The 17,863-nt window shown below is 59.9% G+C and carries 13 protein-coding genes; 1 reads left to right on the top strand and 12 read right to left on the bottom strand.

Translation table 11 applies throughout. From position 1 onward, the window contains the following. Positions 1-11 precede the first annotated feature (11 nt). The 6 genes from KGB20_RS12715 to KGB20_RS12690 form a co-directional block, all read right to left on the bottom strand. Positions 12-302 (bottom strand): hypothetical protein, encoded by a 291-nt coding sequence (locus KGB20_RS12715; RefSeq protein WP_046042326.1) that lies wholly within the window; start codon positions 300-302, stop codon positions 12-14. A 61-nt stretch (positions 303-363) separates the two neighbouring features. Continuing rightward, positions 364-1,710, bottom strand: a complete 1,347-nt coding sequence (gene astB / locus KGB20_RS12710) for an N-succinylarginine dihydrolase (protein WP_154860378.1) — start codon at positions 1,708-1,710, stop codon at positions 364-366. Between the two features lie 161 nt (positions 1,711-1,871). Further along, a complete protein-coding gene (gene astD / locus KGB20_RS12705) occupies positions 1,872-3,341 on the bottom strand; it encodes a succinylglutamate-semialdehyde dehydrogenase (RefSeq protein ID WP_174245554.1) in 1,470 nt (489 codons plus the stop codon). After that, positions 3,338-4,363, bottom strand: coding sequence for an arginine N-succinyltransferase (gene astA, locus KGB20_RS12700; protein ID WP_150812127.1), 1,026 nt, complete (start codon positions 4,361-4,363; stop codon positions 3,338-3,340). Before astA ends, astD begins: the two co-directional genes overlap by 4 nt. A gap of 79 nt (positions 4,364-4,442) precedes the next feature. Further along, positions 4,443-5,462, bottom strand: coding sequence for an arginine/ornithine succinyltransferase subunit alpha (gene aruF, locus KGB20_RS12695; protein WP_150812126.1), 1,020 nt, complete (start codon positions 5,460-5,462; stop codon positions 4,443-4,445). Positions 5,463-5,676: 214 nt separating this feature from the next. Continuing rightward, on the bottom strand, positions 5,677-6,897 hold the full coding sequence (locus KGB20_RS12690; protein WP_057713610.1) for an aspartate aminotransferase family protein: 1,221 nt from the start codon (positions 6,895-6,897) through the stop codon (positions 5,677-5,679). A gap of 313 nt (positions 6,898-7,210) precedes the next feature. On the opposite strand from KGB20_RS12690, the gene KGB20_RS12685 reads away from it, so the two are divergent. Next, positions 7,211-12,238 carry a dermonecrotic toxin domain-containing protein gene (locus KGB20_RS12685; protein ID WP_154860379.1) on the top strand — a complete coding sequence of 1,676 codons (5,028 nt, stop codon included), beginning with the start codon at positions 7,211-7,213 and terminating at the stop codon, positions 12,236-12,238. Positions 12,239-12,255: 17 nt separating this feature from the next. On the opposite strand, the gene argR is transcribed toward KGB20_RS12685, so the two are convergent. The 6 genes from argR to KGB20_RS12655 all read right to left on the bottom strand — a co-directional run. Then, on the bottom strand, positions 12,256-13,236 hold the full coding sequence (gene argR, locus KGB20_RS12680; protein ID WP_150812124.1) for a transcriptional regulator ArgR: 981 nt from the start codon (positions 13,234-13,236) through the stop codon (positions 12,256-12,258). Positions 13,237-13,484: 248 nt separating this feature from the next. Next, positions 13,485-14,249 (bottom strand): ABC transporter ATP-binding protein, encoded by a 765-nt coding sequence (locus KGB20_RS12675; protein ID WP_057713607.1) that lies wholly within the window; start codon positions 14,247-14,249, stop codon positions 13,485-13,487. Positions 14,250-14,285: 36 nt separating this feature from the next. Next, entirely contained in the window at positions 14,286-14,984 is a 699-nt protein-coding gene (locus KGB20_RS12670) for an ABC transporter permease (RefSeq protein WP_056724135.1), read from the bottom strand. After that, entirely contained in the window at positions 14,981-15,670 is a 690-nt protein-coding gene (locus tag KGB20_RS12665) for an ABC transporter permease (protein WP_015096506.1), read from the bottom strand. Before KGB20_RS12665 ends, KGB20_RS12670 begins: the two co-directional genes overlap by 4 nt. A gap of 91 nt (positions 15,671-15,761) precedes the next feature. After that, positions 15,762-16,538: an ABC transporter substrate-binding protein gene (locus tag KGB20_RS12660; protein WP_223532367.1), complete on the bottom strand. Its 777-nt coding sequence runs from the start codon at positions 16,536-16,538 to the stop codon at positions 15,762-15,764. A 702-nt stretch (positions 16,539-17,240) separates the two neighbouring features. Then, positions 17,241-17,863 (bottom strand): AMP-binding enzyme (locus KGB20_RS12655; protein ID WP_223532365.1); only part of this gene is annotated, 623 nt, incomplete at its 5' end.

Below are 17,863 nucleotides of genomic sequence, written 5' to 3'. Positions count from 1 at the left end.
GAGCGGTTTCCTTAGTGGTCGTGGTTGCAATCCGGGCCGTGAACGTGATCCTCGTCGTCGCCGAGTTCAGCCGGTTCCATCTCCAGTTGCAGACTTACCAGATTAGTCGCCAATGGGCGCAACAGCAGGTTGGCGTATTCGGCATCGCCTTCCTCGACGTCCACGCCGATCAGCAACTGACCACGGCCGTCCTGCTGGATCCACAGCTCTTTACCTTGCCACAGGACCGCGACGCGGGTGCAGGACGTTTCCAGTTGCGTGCCGTCGGTGTCTTCAAGGATCAGCTGCAGGGTATCGCTCATGTCTTTACGCTCTCGTTTGAGATGAATCAGCGCGCTGCCGTAGAAAGCGGCGCGCCGTCGATCAATTGATCTGGAATGGATAAACCGCGCCCAGTTTAAGGATTTGCGTCAGTTCATCCAGTGCCGTCCGGCACTCAAGCAGCAATTGCGGGTCCGCCAGATCGTTTTCGGTCATGCGGTCGCGGTAGTGCTTCTCGACCCATTCGGTCAGTGTGCCGTACAACGGTGCCGTCATGATAACCCCTGGGTTGACGGCCGCCAGTTCGGTTTCGTTGAGCGCGACACGCAGTCGAAGGCAAGCAGGGCCACCGCCGTTCTGCATGCTCTGCTTGAGATCGAAGACTTTCACTTCGCGGATCAGGCCGCCGGAGCTGGTCAAACCCTGCAAGTACTGCCAGACACGCTCGTTGCCACGGCATTCTTCCGGCACGATCAACAGCATGGAGCCGTCAGGACGCGACAGCAGTTGGCTGTTGAACAGGTAGGAACGAACCGCGTCTTCCACGCTGACGGCGGAACGTGGCACACACACAGACTGAAATTTCCCACCGACTTTGGCGAGTTTGCTCTGCAATTCAGCGAGCATCTTCTCGGTCTCGAGGAACGCGTCCTCGTGATAGAACAACACTTCACCATTACCCACGGCGATCACGTCGTTGTGGAACACGCCCTGATCGATCACCGACGGGTTCTGCTGGGCGTAGACCACGCCGTCATCGCTCAAGCCATGCAAACGGACAACGGCCTGGGACGCTTCGAGGGTCTGGCGCGCCGGGTACTTCTGCGGTGCCGGGTAGCGGGTGTCGAACGCACTGCGGCCGAACACGAAGAACTCGACACCGGCTTCGCCGTATTCACGGCAGAAACGCGTGTGGTTGGCCGCGCCTTCGTCACCGAATTGCGCCACGGCCGGCAAGGCGGCGTGGTGGGCGAAGTGTTTCTGGTCAGCGAACATCGCCCCCAGCACGCGGCTGGTGGTCGGGTGTTCGATGCTGCGGTGGTATTTGCAGTTGAGGTTGGCGGCGGTGAAATGCACGCGGCCATCAGCGGTGTCGGCGCTCGGGCTGACGGTCGCGGCGTTGGCCACCCACATGCTCGACGCCGAGCAACTGGCCACCAGCAGCGGCATCGCCTCTTTGGCAGCGCGCTCGATCACTTGAGCGTCGGTGCCGCCAAAGCCCAGGCGACGCAGTGCAGCCACATCCGGGCGCTCTTGCGGTGCCAGTACGCCTTGCTGGAAACCCATTTCCATCAGCGCTTTCATCTTTGCCAGGCCTTGCAGCGCCGCTTCCTTGGGGTTGGACGACTGCTGGCTGTTGCTCTGGGACGCGACGTTGCCGTAGGACAGGCCGCCGTAGTTATGGGTCGGCCCCACTAGACCGTCAAAATTGACTTCATAGGATTTCATCAGCGAGGCTCCACGAGAATCTGTTGTTATAGGCTTCAGTAACTGTTCTTTTAGACCGGGTCGCGGCCATCGCGAGCAAGCTCATCCCACAGTGATTGCGTCGTACACAAGATATGTGAACGCCACCGAACCTGTGGGAGCGGGCTTGCCCGCGATGGGCATCACGCCATCTTCACGCCAGGCGTAAGGGCCGCTGGCAACACCAGGCTCGGCGTTTCCAGCGAGGCCACCGGGTACGCGCAGTAATCCGCCGCGTAGTAAGCGCTGGCGCGGTGGTTACCCGAGGCCCCTACGCCGCCGAATGGCGCGCTGCTCGCGGCACCGGTCAGTTGCTTGTTCCAGTTGACGATACCGGCGCGGCTTTCCAGCCAGAACTGCTGGTAGCGTGCTTCGGAGTCCGACAGCAGGCCGGCGGCCAGACCGTAGGCGGTGTCGTTGGCTTCAGCGATCGCCGCTTCAAAATCAGCGTAGCGGATCACCTGCAGCAACGGGCCGAACAGCTCTTCGTCAGGACGATCGGCAACGGCGCTCACGTCCAGGATGCCCGGGGTCAGCAAGGCCGATTGAGCCTGAGGCTGAGTCATTTCCAGCAGCGCCACGGCGCCATTGGCCAGCAGATGCTCTTGCGCATCCATCAACGCTTTCGCAGCGCCAAGGGAAACCACCGAGCCCATGAACGGCGCCGGCTGCTGATCGAAGGCTCCGACTGAGAGGGTCGAGCTGACCGCCACCAGGCGCGCCAGCAACGAGTCGCCCCAGGCACCTTGCGGCACCAGCAAGCGACGGGCACAGGTGCAACGCTGGCCGGCGGAAATGAACGCCGACTGAATGATGGTGTACACCGCGGCATCGAGGTCGGCGACCTGATCGACCACCAGCGGGTTGTTACCGCCCATTTCCAGCGCCAGGATCTTGTCCGGACGACCGGCGAATTGCTGGTGCAGGTGATTGCCGGTGCGGCTGGAACCGGTGAAGAACAGCCCGTCGATGCCCGGGTTCGCGGCCAGGGCGATGCCGGTTTCGCGAGCGCCTTGCAGCAGGTTCAAGACGCCAGCTGGCAGGCCAGCCTCGATCCAGCACTTGACCGTCAGCTCAGCGACTTTCGGTGTCAGTTCGCTAGGCTTGAACAGCACGCTGTTACCGGCCAACAGTGCCGGCACGATATGGCCGTTCGGCAGGTGACCCGGGAAGTTGTAAGGACCGAACACTGCCACCACGCCGTGGGGTTTGTGGCGCAGCACAGCGGTGGCATCGCCCAGCGGCCCGCTCTTCTCGCCGGTACGTTCGCGGTAGCTCTGCACCGAGATGGCAATCTTGTTGACCATGCTGGTGACTTCGGTCGCCGCTTCCCACAGGGGTTTGCCGGTTTCTTCGCCGATGGTATGAGCCAATTCGTCAGCGTGATTCTTCAGCGCGGCGGCAAAGGCCTCCAGCACCGAGATACGCTCTTCCAGGGTGCGCCGCGCCCAGTCCGGGAACGCCTGACGCGCCGCTTGCACAGCCGACTCGACCTGACCGGCGGTGGCTCCGACGCCGGACCACAGCACCTGCTGCGTCACCGGGTTCAGCGACTCGAAGGCTTCGCCCCCACCTGCCAGCCATTCACCTGCGATGTAAAGCGACTTCATTATTTCGACTCCCGAGCTGCGGACAACGCCACGGCGCGCACTTGATCGCCCGCGTTGAGTTGAAGACGTTTGGCGGTCAACGGGTCGACCACCAGGGTGCCGGCGGCCAGACGTGCAGGCGCGGCAGTGATCCGGCAGTCCTCGCGCTTGCGGTTGTGAATGATGAATGGCGTGGCATCGTCACCCGGTGTGCCGACGGCCAGCACCAGCGCCTGGCTGTCGCGCACGGCGCGGATCTTGCCCGTTTCGCACTCGATCGCCGGGCCTGCGTCGAAGATATCGACGTAGCCCTGGTAGCTGAAACCTTCGCTCTTGAGCATGGCCAGCGCCGGCTCGGTGTCCGGATGAACCTGACCGATCACATTGCGCGCATCCGGCGACAGGAAGCAGGTGTACAGCGGGAATTTCGGCATCAGTTCGGCGATGAACGCCTTGTTGCCCACGCCGGTCAGGTAGTCAGCCTGGCTGAATTCCATCTTGAAGAAGTGCCGGCCCAGGCTTTCCCAGAACGGCGAACGCCCGGCCTCGTCGGAAACACCGCGCATTTCGGCAATGATCTTGTTGCCGAACAGTTGCGGGAATTCGGCGATGAACAGCATCCGCGCCTTGGACAGCATGCGACCGTTGAGGCCACTGCGGAAATCGGCGTGCAGGAACAGCGAGCACAGCTCGGAGTTGCCGGTCAGGTCGTTGGCCAGGAACAGCGTCGGGATTTCACGATAGATGTTCAACTCTTGCGAGGCGCTGACCGTCAGACCGACCCGGAAGTTGTACCAAGGCTCACGCAGGCCAACGGCGCCGGCAATGGCGGAAATACCCACCACGCGCCCGTCGTCATCTTCGAGCACGAACAGGTAGTCCGCGTCGCCCCGCCCGGCTTCGCCGCGAAAGGTCTTCTCGGCCCAGCCGACCCGATGGGCCAGCCGCTCTTCGTTGGCCGGCAAGGTGGTCAGGCCGGTGCCGGTGCTGCGGGCCAGGTCGATCAGAGCGGGTAAATCGCTGCTGCGTACGGGACGAACGATCATGCTATCTCCTCAAACGGGCCGCTTGCGCCACCCGTGAAACTTCGCTGCTTTCTAAACGAGCAATCAGGCCAGGTCGCTGTTAAACCGCGACCAGGCGCACGCTGGCACCCTCGCCGACACCCAGGGCTTCGGCCGCCTCCAGGTCCAGGGTCACCGGTTTTCCCGGCGCGTAATCGAGCTCGAGCATGACCGCGCGGTAATCCTGCAACTGGGCATTGGCAACCAGGTACTGGCGACCGACGCCTTTGACCGGCTCACCGATCTTCACCGGCACCACACGGCTCTGGGCGATCGAACGGATCCCCGAGACACGGGCATGCAGGGTCGGGCCACCGTCGAAGATGTCGATGTAGTGATCGGTCTCGAAACCTTCACGCATCAGAATGTCGAAGGTGATCTGCGCGCGCGGGTGCACCTGGCCCATGGCTTCTTGAGCGGAGTCCGGCAGCAGTGGCACGTAGATCGGGTAATGCGGCATCAGTTCGGCAAGGAACGTACGGCTTTTCAGCCCGCACAGACGCTCGGCTTCGGCGTAGTTGAGATCGAAAAAGTTGCGACCGATGGCATCCCAGAACGGCGAGTCGCCGTTTTCATCGCTGTAACCGACGATTTCGGTCACCACGGAATCGGCAAAACGCTCCGGATGGCTGGCCACGAACAGCAAACGGCCACGGGAGTTGAGCTCCGACCAAGGCGACCCCACCAGCTCGCGCTGCACATAGAAGCTGGTCAGCAAGCTGTTGCCGGTCAGGTCGTGGCACTGGGAGAGCACGTGGATCTTGTTGTGAATCTTCAACTCGCGGGAAGCGTGCACGAAGGTTTCGTTGCGGAAGCTGTAGAACGGCTCGGAGTAACCGGCCGACGCCACGATGGCCGAGCAACCGACCAGCTTGCCGGTGGTGGAGTCTTCGAGGACGAAGAAATAGCTTTCCTCACCGTTGAAGCTCACTTCGGCGGCGAACGAGGCTTCGCTTGCCGCGATCTTGTCGCTCAGGCGCTCAACGTCATCCGGCAAGGAAGTGACACCAATCGGACTGTCCGCAGCCAGACGCTGTACCTCGCCCAGATCAGCCATTTGCGCGGGGCGCATCACCAGCATGGTGTCACTCCTTAATCTCAGAACTTACAGAAAAAAATCCCGGGCCATCTCCGCAGGAGACTGTGGGAGCGGGCTTGCTCGCGAAAGCGGTGGGTCAGACAGCAAAAATGTTGACTGATACACCGCTTTCGCGAGCAAGCCCGCTCCCACATTTGATCCGGCCCGGAACAAAAATTGGGTTCGACGCCTGAAAGGTCAGGCGTCGAAGGGTCTATCAGGCTTGCGTCAGTTTTGCCGCGGCACGTTCGAAGCGGTCCAGACCGGCATCGATATCCGCGTCTTCCACCACCAGGCTCGGGGCGAAACGCACCACGTCCGGGCCGGCTTGCAGAATCATCAGGCCTTCTTGTTCAGCGGCATTGAAGATGTCCTTGGCCTTGCCTTTCCAGGCATCGCTCAGCACACAGCCGATCAACAGACCCAGGCCACGGACCTGGGTGAACAGGCCGTATTTCTCGCCGATCTGCTCAAGACGTGCCTTGAACTTGTCGTGCTTGGCATTGACGCCAGCCAGCACCTCTGGGGTGTTGATCACGTCGATCACCGCGCCTGCGACAGCACACGCCAGCGGGTTGCCGCCGTAAGTGGTGCCGTGGGTGCCGACGACCAGGTGCTTGGCCAGGTCTTCGGTGGTCAGCATGGCGGCGATCGGGAAACCACCGCCCAGGCTCTTGGCGCTGGTCAGGATGTCCGGGATCACGCCGTAATGCTGGTAGGCGAACAGGTGGCCGGTACGGCCCATGCCGGTTTGCACTTCGTCGAACACCAGCAGCGCGTTGTGCTCGTTGCACAGTTCGCGGGCGCCTTGCAGGTAGGCCAGTTCGGCCGGCAGTACGCCGCCCTCACCTTGAATAGGCTCCAGGACCACGGCGCAGGTCTTGTCGGAAACGGCAGCTTTCAACGCAGCCAGATCGTTGTACGGCACGTGGGTGATGCCGGTGATCTTCGGACCGAAGCCATCGGAATACTTCGACTGGCCACCAACGTTCACGGTGAACAGGGTACGGCCGTGGAAGCTGTTGAGCGCGGCGATGATCTCGTACTTCTCGCTGCCATAACGGTCGAACGCGACACGACGGGCCAGCTTGAAGGCGGCCTCGTTGGCTTCGGCGCCGGAGTTGCAGAAGAAGGCGCGCTCGGCAAAAGTGGCGTCGACCAGCTTGTGTGCCAGGCGCAGGGCCGGCTCATTGGTGAACACGTTGGACACGTGCCACAGCTTGTTCGCCTGCTCGGTCAAGGCACCGACCAGCGCCGGATGCGCGTGACCCAATACGTTGACGGCGATCCCGCCGGCGAAGTCGATCAGCTCGCGACCGGACTGGTCCCAAACGCGGGAACCGGCGCCACGCACAGGAATGAATGCGGCAGGCGCATAGTTGGGAACCATTACCTGATCGAAATCGGCGCGTTGTACCGCAGCGTGCTCAACGGACATCGGAGTCTCCTGAAGAGAAAACACTCGCCTGAAACTGGCGAGCTTGGTGAGGATTGTAAGGACAGTTTTCGGCCCGGCCTTGCCGCCAAGCGACAACTTCTTATAGCGCAAACCCCGGATTTTCCCGGGTTTACGGCAATGCGACATATAGGGTCGCAAAGGCGCAGTTTAACTGGCGGCGGACGTTTGCGGCAGGCTTGCTGCGTTGTAACTCATGGCAATGGCCCGAGTGCGGTAAATATGTACCGCACAGCGTCCGGGCTAACGCGGTTTCCTAGGGGTCTCATCCAACTTCGATGGTCACCTTAACCGCATGAATACCCAACATACCGACATTGCTCGCGACGCATTCAGGCCAGACGCTCACTATCAGCACCTGATCAACGTGATCCCCTCCTGGCTCCGCCAAGCAACGCCTCAACGGCGTGAGGCACTGCGCAACAGCGCGCCAGGCATTCCGGCCGGGCTCAAGGACGCTCCAGCCCATCAGCATGCAGAACTGGGCAAACTCATTGCCCGCCATGTGACCAGCCAGAACCAGGTTGATCAAATGATGGCAAATCTGCAGAGCCCCGCCGACTTCGCCAAACCACTACTCGAAACGGCGCTCAAGACCCGATTCGGCCTGGAACTGGACGCTCGTAAAACGTTCCTTCGCCTTTATATCCCGGCTCACATTCCATGGCTTCGGCTGAAATCCGGCGCTGCGCGCATCTGGACGGTGTCGCTGCTGGATGCCGCATTGCACAATTTTGAAAGCGCCGAAACCAATGCAGACGCCTTCGAGCCCGCCTCGACTTACATCACGCCCCCTTCTGCTACCGGGCAATTCAATACATTGCCGCAGATACTGGAAAAGATGCCCATCACGGCTTTTACCCGCCTCTGCCGGGAACTGGACATTGGCCAGCGCTATAAAGAGTATCTGGACGACAATCTTGGCATCAGCAATCCCGTGGCCGCGGCAATACTGAAATCGAAAATTCACGACAGCCAGAAAACCGCAATCACCGCTGCCCTGCACATGGCGCAGATGCAAAAAATGCTGGGCAGTGACGTCCACCAACTGACTCTTGGCTTGCTCGACAACCTGCCTACTTTACGTTTGCATGGTCTGCCCTGGGGCTTCCATGAACTGACAATCATGAACGCTCGCCTGACCGGCATCGTTTTGTTTGCACCGGATCTGGAGCGCGCAACAGAAGTGGTCAGAGTGGTGGCCTACATTCCTGACGACCCCGAACACCCGATCAAGGAATACAGTTCAACCGCCGCATTCGCCGAGGAACTTGGTCAGCGCTTGCGTGCCCCCGAATACCAACAGTTTTTCAGTCGATTCATCAATCATGAGGATCGCGGGCACTTTTTCGCGCAGTTGAACAACGAGCTATCACCTTTAACCTGGCAGCCTGTTCCACCGGGCGATCCGCACCCGACCTGGCGAGAGCGCCCCAACCAACGTCCCGACTTGCACATTGCGGCCACACCGGTGAAAGACGATCTCTTGACCCACCTCTACCAGAGCAAGCTCAACAAGATCCTCAACGATGCGCGGGTGATCGCGGTATCCACCGCAACAGTCGACCAGAGAGCCCGCTGGGCGTTATGGGACTCCTTTACCGAAATCGCTTCGACCCTGCTGAACATCGCAGCCTTTATTGCCCTGCCGTTCGTACCTTTCCTTGGCGAGTTGATGCTGGCCTACATGGCCTACCAGTTGCTCGACGAAACCTTCGAAAGCATTGTTGACTGGGCCGAGGGCCACACCACCGAGGCCTTCGAGCATTTCATGGGCGTTGTTGAATCCGCCGTACAACTGGGCACCTTTGCGGTGGGTGGCGTGGTCGCGGCGGGAGAATTTCGCGCGATCCTGCCCAAGGAAATTGTGCAGTTCATCGACCGTTTCAATTCGGTGAAGCGGCCCAATGGCGAAACCCGCTATTGGAAACCCGACCTGACCGCCTACGAGCACCCCGCCACACTCCCAGCAGACTCAAAACCGGATTCACTCGGACTGCACAGGCATCAAGGTAAAACCCTGTTACCCCTGGAAGGCAAAAACTACGCCGTCAGCGAGGACTCAGTCATCGGCGAGCATCGCATCGACCACCCCACCCGCCCTGACGCCTACAAACCACAACTGCGGCACAACGGCAGCGGCGCCTGGCAAACCGAACTCGACCAGCCGTTGCGTTGGGACCAGGCCACCGTGCTGCACCGTATCGGCCCGGACATGCAGCGATTTTCGGCCAGTACCCGCGAGCGCATCCTCAGTATCAGCGGCAGCCACGAAAATGCCCTGCGCAAGATGCACGTGAATGCCGGGCAGGTGCCGCCGTTGTTGGCCGACACACTCAAACGCTTCGGGATCGATCAGGACATACAAACCTTTATCGATCAGATCGGCAGCGACCAGCCGGAGCACTTCCTCAAGGCGGATCCCGTGACACAGCTGGAACTGCTCAATGAAAACGGTTACTGGCCGGCAAACAAAGGCCTGCGACTGATCGACGAAAATGCGCAAACCCTTTGGCAAAGCCCGGCGCCCGATGTACCCGTGGTGGAAGTCGACGCCTCCCGCCTCACCGACGGCGACCTGCTGAAAACCTTTCTCCTGCCCCTGTCGGACAGCGAAGCCAGAACGCTGATGGGCGAAGAATTCGCTCACCCCTCCCCTGGCCTGGAAAACCGGGCGCAGCGGTTGCGCAAGATACTTGCGCGGCTTGCCGAACAGAAACGGCAAGGCCTGTTCGATCAGCGTTATCGCAGACTCGAACGTGGCGCTAGCGCGGCCATACAAGTGGTTATGGATGCCGAGCCCGGACTGCCACGCAGCGTAGCTCAAGCAATTGTGGACACAGCAAGCGACCAGGAACTGCAGCAGCTAAAGAACGCAACCGTTGCCCCTCGATTAGCCGAGCTGAGCCGAGAGGCCGGATTGCAAGTGCGCGTGACACGCGCCTACGAGGGGCTTGATTTGCCATCGACCGAGAACAACCTCGACACCGACCGGCTGGCCTTGCACACCCTGGAAAAACTGCCAGGCTGGACGGGACAGCTACGGTTGGAAATCCGCCAGTATGCCCATGAGGGCCTGCTGATCGAGAGCCTTGGCCATGCCGACGCGCCTCTGCGTAAAGTGCTGGTACTCAGAGAGGACGGCTCTTATCAGGCCTTCGATCATGACGGCGAAGAACTCAGCGGCATGGGCTCGCTCTACACCTGCCTGCTACAGGCCATGCCGGACAGCGAACGCACCGCCCTGAATCTGAATATCGGTGAAGGTGAACGGCTCAAGCAGCTGATTCGCCAGCATGCCTTGAGCCGAGATGCATTGCGCGCGCGGCTGGTTCAACACCCCGACCTCAAACCCACCTACGACCCAAAGGTAATGCGCTTGCTCGGTGGCAGTGACGGGTATCGTCAAATGCCACGCAACACACCTACCTTGCAAGCTCGGGCTCAGACACTGTTCCCCCATCTATCCACCGAAGAGCTCGACGCCTTCGTCGAACGCTTGCAACAGCACCCAAACGGACCGCGGGCAGAACTGAGTCGGCTTATGGTTCAACACACGCAGCTCCAGGAAACGCTTTCTTCCTGGCGCGACGAAATTCCGCTGTTTATTCCAGACACACAAATCAGGGTCACTCCCGAGCAATTCGCTGCACAAAAGCAGGTCCGTCGACAGTTCACCATCGACCTGATGGACTGCTGGCGACAGCAATGGACCCTTTCCGAGACCGCGCCTGAAACAGTCGAATTCAACTTCTTCCAACCGATCATCGGCGAATTGCCAACCCTGAGCACCGACTTCAGCGGCGTCACAATGCTTACACTGGAAGGCAGCAGCGCCACGCGGGGCATGCATGAGTTTCTGCGCAGCTTTACCGGTTTACGCATCCTGAAACTGCGCGATTTCAACCTTGGCCACTTACCGGACACCCTTCCATCGCTGCAACTCGAAGAACTCATTCTGAGCAATTGCGCGATCACCCTCAGCCCCGAAAGCCAGGTCGGGCTCGCGGGCCTGCATCGGTTGACCACAATGGACCTGTACAAGAACCCCTTGGGCCTGACACCCGATGTCGGCAGCATGCCCGATTTGAATTACATCGACGTATCGCAGACGGGCATTACTGAACTCCCGCGCGATTTATTGACTCGCCCACGCCTGCGCACCGCCCTGCTCAATAACAACCAGATCAAAGAGTTGCCCGGCGAACTTTTCACGTTGCAACAACGCACCCAGGAGGGTTTCGACCTGGGCAACAATCCGCTTTCAAGCGCAGCCCGCGAACGCCTCAAACAGCACTTCCAGCAGACCCGTCAGGACTTCGGTATCTTTGCCGAAGAAGCAGATATCCACCGCGCGCAGGCACTGTACCCCTGGATGGACCAGGAAGATGCCAGCAAATTCGTCTACAAACTGCCCGGAACCCTGAATGAGGGGCGAGTCGAACTGACCCGCCTGGAAGTCGAACTCACCACCCTGGAGAACGACCTGTCCGCCTGGACCGGCAATATTCCAGCCGTCCACCCCCACAGCAATCAACCCTTCACTGCCCAGCAACTGCTGATCGAACACTCGACGCGGGACGCATTCAGAGAGTCCGTACTGCGCTGCTGGCGCCGGGAAACCGAGCTGGATGATTTCGACGATTCACTGCAAGCAACTACTTATGACCTGAGCCTGGATACGCGGATTACCGGTAACCTGCCGACACTGAGCGCAGATTTCAGCCATGTTTCTCTGGTTTACCTAGGTAGCGAGAGCGGCCTGACCACAGGCGTCACCGGATTTCTGGAGTGCTTCCCCAAACTCAAGACCCTCGTTATCAACGACTTCAGGCTAGGCGATCTCCCGGGGGCGATCTTCCGGATGAGCGATTTGAGATCGCTCAATCTCCTCGACTGCAACATCACCCTGACCCCGCAGTCTGCCCTGAACCTGGCCGAGATGGCCCACCTGGAGTTCATCGACTTGAGAGACAATCCGCTGGGGCTGGCTCCGGATATCAGCCAGATGGCGGACCTGGCGACCCTGCAACTGGACAACTGCGGGCTCACCGAATTACCCGCTGGACTGTTGCAGCTCAAGAGCCTGGAAACCGTAGACCTGAGCGACAACGCAATCAGCCGGATACCCGCCGACCTCCTCGAACTGCCGCTGGAGATCGCCGAAAGCATCAACTTGCGGGGCAATCCGTTCTCCGAAGACAGCCTGCAGATCCTGATCGAGTATTTCAGGCTGACCAGTGTCGACTTCGGCGTTCAGGAAGTGATCGATCGGGCAGAATTGGAAGTGTCGACGTCCGAGGCGTCCGAACCGGAAGACTGATCGGGATCAGGAGCTGCTCAGCCGCGTTCCGGCGGCACCGATGACAATTCGAACGGGCTGCTGCTGCGCCGCTGGTTGCGATCTTCCCGCGGCGTGGCACCGAAGAAATTGCGGTAGGCGCTGGAGAAATGCGGCCCCGAGGAGAAGCCACAGGACAGGCCGATCTGGATGATCGATTTGCTGGTTTGCATCAACATCTGCCGGGCCTTGTTCAGGCGCAGTTCCAGGTAATACTGGCTCGGCACACGGTTGAGGTATTGCTTGAAGATCCGCTCCAGCTGCCGACGGGATACGCACACGTGCTGGGCGATTTCGTCGGTGGTCAGCGGCTCTTCGATGTTGGCTTCCATGAGCAACACGGCTTGTGTGAGCTTCGGATGGCTGGAACCGAGGCGGTTCTGTAACGGAATGCGCTGGCGCTCGCCGCCCTCGCGGATGCGTTCGACCACCAGTTCTTCAGACACCGCACCGGCCAGTTCCGCACCGTGATCGCGGGCCAGCACGGCCAGCAACAAGTCGAGCACCGACATCCCGCCGCACGCGGTCAGGCGATCGCGATCCCAGTCGAACAGGTGACTGGTGGCGATGACCTTCGGAAAGCGCTCGGCGAAATCATCCTGCCAGCGCCAGTGCACAGCCGCGCGATAACCGTCGAGCAAGCCCAACTGCGCCAGCGGGTAAACACCGGCCGACAGACCGCCGATCACACAACCGGAACGCACCAGTTGCTTGAGCGCACTGCTGAGCGCCGGCGCCAGTGCGGTCGGTGGTTCGTCAGCGAGCAGGAACAGTTTCTGGAAGTTTTCGAGCTTGCCGGTCCACGCCTCACCCGGCAATTGCCAGGCGCTTTCACTCGGCGCTTCGGCCTGCAGGAACGACAGTTCGTAAACCACGTCCGGATGCACACGCTGGGCAACACGCAAGGCCTCCTCAGCCAGCGCAAGCGTCAGTGCTTTAGTGCTGGGCCAAATCAGGAAACCAATTCGATGGGCAGTCATGGGCGAGCGATCCGAAGCGAAGAACAGTGATGAAGGCATGGGCCAATGCTAGCCCGTAAATGAACACAAATCGCAAAACCGGCAAAGATCAAATGTGGGAGCGGGCTTGCTCGCAAAAGCGGTGGTTCAGACAGCCATGATGTTGACTGACACACCGCCTTCGCGAGCAAGCCCGCTCCCACAGGGGATCCGGGCCAGCCTTTAGACTGCGAAGCATGCACTATCGCAGTGCACAACGTCAGTTCTGATTACTTCAGGCTACCCGACAGGAATTGCTGCAGACGCTCGGATTGCGGGTTCACCAGCACTTCGCGCGGGTTACCGCTTTCTTCAACCACACCTTTGTGCAGGAACACCAACTGGTTCGACACTTCACGGGCAAAACCCATTTCGTGAGTCACCACGACCATGGTCCGGCCTTCCTGGGCCAGAGCCTGCATGACTTTCAACACGTCGCCGACCAGCTCCGGGTCGAGGGCCGAGGTCGGTTCGTCGAACAGCATCACCTCAGGTTCCATCGCCAGCGCACGGGCAATCGCCACACGCTGCTGCTCGCCGCCGGACATGTGCCCAGGGTAAGCATCCTTGCGATGGGCCACGCCCACCTTGTTCAGGTAGTGTTCGGCCTTCTCGCGTGCTTCAGCCTTGGACACGCCCAGCACATGCACCGGCGCTTCCATGATGTTTTCCAGCGCGGTCATGTGCGACCACAGGTTGAAATGCTGGAACACCATCGACAGGCGCGAACGCATGCGTTGCAGCTGCTTCGGATCGGCGGCCTTCAGCGCACCGTCCTTGTTCGCCACCAGCTTCAGCTCTTCGTTGTTGAGCAGAATCCTGCCCGCGTGCGGCTGCTCCAGCAGGTTGATGCAGCGCAGGAAAGTACTTTTGCCGGAGCCACTGGAACCGATGATGCTGATCACATCGCCGGCTGCCGCTTTCAGGGACACACCCTTAAGCACTTCGTGACTGCCATAGCGTTTATGCAGGTCTTGGACTTCAAGTTTGTACATGCTGTCGGTTCTCACAAAAACAGTCAGTCAGTGATATCAGTGCTTGCGCGGGGCCAGGTAGCCCAGCCAGCGGCGCTCGGCCATCTTGAACAGCTTCACCAGGATGAAGGTCAGGCACAGGTAGAACACGCCAGCGGTGATGTACGCCTCGAACGGCAGGTAGAACTGGGCGTTGACCGTGCGCGCGGCACCGGTGATGTCGATCAGGGTCACGATGGACGCCAGACTGGTGGTCTGCAGCATCATGATCACTTCGTTGCTGTACTGCGGCAGCGCGCGACGCAGGGCCGACGGCAGCAGGATGCGCTTGTACATCTTGACCCGCGACATGCCCATGGCCTTGGCCGCTTCGATCTCGCCGTTCGGCGTGGCGCGCAGGCTGCCGGCAATGATTTCGGCGGTGTAGGCGCTGGTGTTGATCGCGAAGGCCAGGCACGCACAGAACGTTGCGCTGGACAGCCACGGCCAGAGGAAACTTTCCCGCACCGCTTCGAACTGCGCCAGACCGTAGTAGATCAAGAACAGCTGCACCAGCATCGGCGTGCCGCGAATCACGTAGGTGTAGAGCCAGGCCGACATGTTGACGACCGAGTTCTTCGAGACGCGCATCAGGCCCAGCGGCAAGGCGCACAGCAAGCCGAAGAACAGCGACAGCGCGAGCAGTTTGAGGGTGGTCACCAGGCCGCCAAGGTACAGCGGCATGGCCTCCCAAATGACGTTGTAGTCGAAGATCATAGATCAGCCGCCCTTACGCCTACCGAGTAGCGCTTCTCAAGGTGACGCAATGCCAGCAACGACACACTGGTGATCACCAGGTACATCGCGGCTACTGCGAGGAAGAAGGTGAAAGGCTCGCGGGTGGCATCGGCCGCCTGCTTGGCCTTGAACATCATGTCTTGCAGACCCACCACCGAAATCAGCGCGGTAGCCTTGGTCAATACCAGCCAGTTGTTGGTGAACCCCGGAATCGCCAGGCGAATCATCTGTGGCACCAGCACCCGGAAGAACACCTGAAAACTGCTCATGCCATAGGCCATGCCGGCTTCGGCCTGACCCTTGGGGATCGCCATGAAGGCGCCACGGAAGGTTTCCGACAGGTACGCACCGAAGATGAAGCCCAGGGTGCCGATACCGGCCGCCAACGGGTTCAGGTCGATGTACTCGTCAAAGCCGAGCAGCGGTGCGACGCGGTTGAGCAGATCCTGGCCGCCGTAGAAAATCAGCAGGATCAGCACCAGGTCGGGAATACCGCGGATCACCGTGGAATACAGGTCGCCCAGCCAGGCCAGCCAGCGCACCGGCGACAGACGCAGTGCCACGCCGATCAAGCCCAGAACGATGGCCATGGCCATGGACGACAAGGCGAGCTGAAGCGTCAGCCAAGCGCCATCGAGGATGACAGCCCCGTAGCCTTTCAACATGATTCAGGTCCTCGAAAGTTGGGATGAAAAAATGGCGCAAACCTCAGAGATCCTGTTGCTTGCGCCATTTCGGACTTGTCGCTGGGACGTATTACTTGCCGTAGATATCGAAGGCGAAGTACTTGTCCTGGATTTGCTTGTACTTGCCGTTCGCGCGAATGGCTGCGATGGCGTTGTTGAGCTTGTCCAGATCTTCCTTGTCGCCCTTGCGCACCGCGATGCCTACGCCGTCGCCGAAGTATTTGACGTCGGTGAACGCAGGGCCGACGAAGGCGAAACCTTTACCGGCATCGGTTTTCAGGAAGCCGTCATCCAAAAGCGTAGCGTCTGCCACGGTGCCGTCGAGGCGGCCGGCGGCCACGTCGAGGTAAATTTCGTTCTGCGAACCGTAAGGCTTGATCTCGGCACCCAGCGGGGCCAGGACTTCGCGGGCGAAACGCTCGTGGATCGAACCACGCTGCACGCCGATGTTCTTGCCCTTGAGCTCGGTCAGGCCTTCGCTGACCTGAGTGCCGGCCTTCATGACCAGGCGAGCCGGGGTGTTGTAGTACTTGTTGGTGAAGTCCACGGACTTCTTGCGATCTTCAGTGATCGACATGGACGACAGGATCGCGTCGATCTTGCGCACTTTAAGCGCAGGGATCAGGCCGTCGAACTCTTGCTCGACCCACACGCACTTGACCTTCATTTCTTCGCACAGCGCGTTGCCGATGTCGTAGTCGAAACCCACGATGCTGCCGTCCGGCGCTTTCGACGCGAACGGAGGGTAAGCCGCCTCGATACCGATTTTCAGAGGTTTTTCATCGGCGAAGGTTGTCAAGGACAGCACGGACAGTGCCAGGGCGCCAAGCAGCACGAGTTTCTTCATCTTGGGACTCCATCGGTAAAGGGCAAAAACGGCAGAGTGAGCAACAGCCCAATATGCGAATGAGTGGAACCAGAAAGCAGTGCTGCGTCCTGGGAAGCGGGTGTTGAAATTCAACACGAGCAACGACGAGCGAGTGATCGGCATTCTAACGACAGGCCCGAGGCCGATATTTCTTCAATGCGACAACTAATTACAGAAGCACCGAGAAAGCCGTTTTAGCACGTTGACAGCCCTGCAAAATCATGCAAGAGCAAAAGATAGTGAACCGATCTATGTTGCAAATTGCGGGCCTATTATTGGCAAACCCTTCTAATCCGGCAAGCGCAGTGTAGCGGCTTATTTTTTTGAGGCGCATTTCAGGGCCGGATTTAAGCACTGGCGTTTCCCAATGCCCCGTATTGGCGCGATGCGGTTACACATTCAGTAACCTGAAATAACACAGGTAACAGTAGGAATTGTCCTGCGGCCGAAGCCGATATTTATTGGCCGTTGTTTATTTGGTGTCAGGCAGACCGCCTTCGCGAGCAAGCCCGCTCCCACAGAGGGGGCTTTAGTGGATGCAAATTTGGTGGTCGACACAGAACCATTGTGGGAGCGGGCTTGCTCGCGAAGGCGGCCTGCCTGACACCACAAAAACCCCAGACAAGAAAAAGCCCTGCCAGGCAAAACCAGGCAGGGCTGTGGATGACTCAGAACCGCCGCTTACGCGACATTCATGGTCTTGTGGGTATCAATCAAATGCTGCACCACACTCGGATCAGCCAGGGTGGAGATATCGCCCAACCCCTCATACTCAGCCGTCGCAATCTTGCGCAGAATCCGCCGCATGATCTTGCCCGAACGAGTCTTCGGCAGCCCCGGCGCCCACTGGATCACATCCGGTGAAGCAATCGGGCCGATCTCCTTGCGCACCCAGTTTTTCAGCTCCAGGCGCAGCTGCTCGTTCGGCTCTTCACCGTTCTTAAGGGTGACATAGACATAAATGCCCTGCCCCTTGATGTCGTGCGGCACACCGACCACCGCCGCTTCGGCGACTTTCGGGTGCGCAACCATCGCGCTTTCGATCTCGGCGGTGCCCATGCGGTGGCCGGACACGTTGAGCACGTCGTCCACGCGACCGGTGATCCAGTAGTAACCATCGGCATCGCGACGGGCGCCGTCACCGGTGAAATACATGCCACGGAAGGTCTTGAAGTAGGTGTCGACGAAGCGGTCATGGTCGCCAAACAGCGTACGCGCCTGGCCTGGCCACGAATCGAGAATCACCAGGTTGCCCTCGGCCTCGCCTTCGACGATGTTGCCCAGGTTGTCCACCAGGGCCGGTA

This window comes from Pseudomonas sp. BF-R-30, assembly GCF_019956175.1.
Taxonomy (GTDB): domain Bacteria; phylum Pseudomonadota; class Gammaproteobacteria; order Pseudomonadales; family Pseudomonadaceae; genus Aquipseudomonas; species Aquipseudomonas jessenii.
The sequence above is the reverse complement of the archived record's forward strand: the minus strand, read 5'-3'. Positions and strand labels throughout refer to the sequence as shown.

Bases quoted from the DNA above. Each gene is read 5' to 3' on its own strand.
- argR (WP_150812124.1), bottom strand. From the start codon at position 13,236: ATGACTGCCCATCGAATTGGTTTCCTGATTTGGCCCAGCACTAAAGCA.
- KGB20_RS12690 (WP_057713610.1), bottom strand. From the start codon at position 6,897: ATGTCCGTTGAGCACGCTGCGGTACAACGCGCCGATTTCGATCAGGTA.
- astB (WP_154860378.1), bottom strand. From the start codon at position 1,710: ATGAAATCCTATGAAGTCAATTTTGACGGTCTAGTGGGGCCGACCCAT.
- KGB20_RS12685 (WP_154860379.1), top strand. From the start codon at position 7,211: ATGAATACCCAACATACCGACATTGCTCGCGACGCATTCAGGCCAGAC.
- KGB20_RS12715 (WP_046042326.1), bottom strand. From the start codon at position 302: ATGAGCGATACCCTGCAGCTGATCCTTGAAGACACCGACGGCACGCAA.
- KGB20_RS12665 (WP_015096506.1), bottom strand. From the start codon at position 15,670: ATGTTGAAAGGCTACGGGGCTGTCATCCTCGATGGCGCTTGGCTGACG.
- astA (WP_150812127.1), bottom strand. From the start codon at position 4,363: ATGATCGTTCGTCCCGTACGCAGCAGCGATTTACCCGCTCTGATCGAC.
- KGB20_RS12675 (WP_057713607.1), bottom strand. From the start codon at position 14,249: ATGTACAAACTTGAAGTCCAAGACCTGCATAAACGCTATGGCAGTCAC.
- KGB20_RS12660 (WP_223532367.1), bottom strand. From the start codon at position 16,538: ATGAAGAAACTCGTGCTGCTTGGCGCCCTGGCACTGTCCGTGCTGTCC.
- aruF (WP_150812126.1), bottom strand. From the start codon at position 5,462: ATGCTGGTGATGCGCCCCGCGCAAATGGCTGATCTGGGCGAGGTACAG.
- KGB20_RS12670 (WP_056724135.1), bottom strand. From the start codon at position 14,984: ATGATCTTCGACTACAACGTCATTTGGGAGGCCATGCCGCTGTACCTT.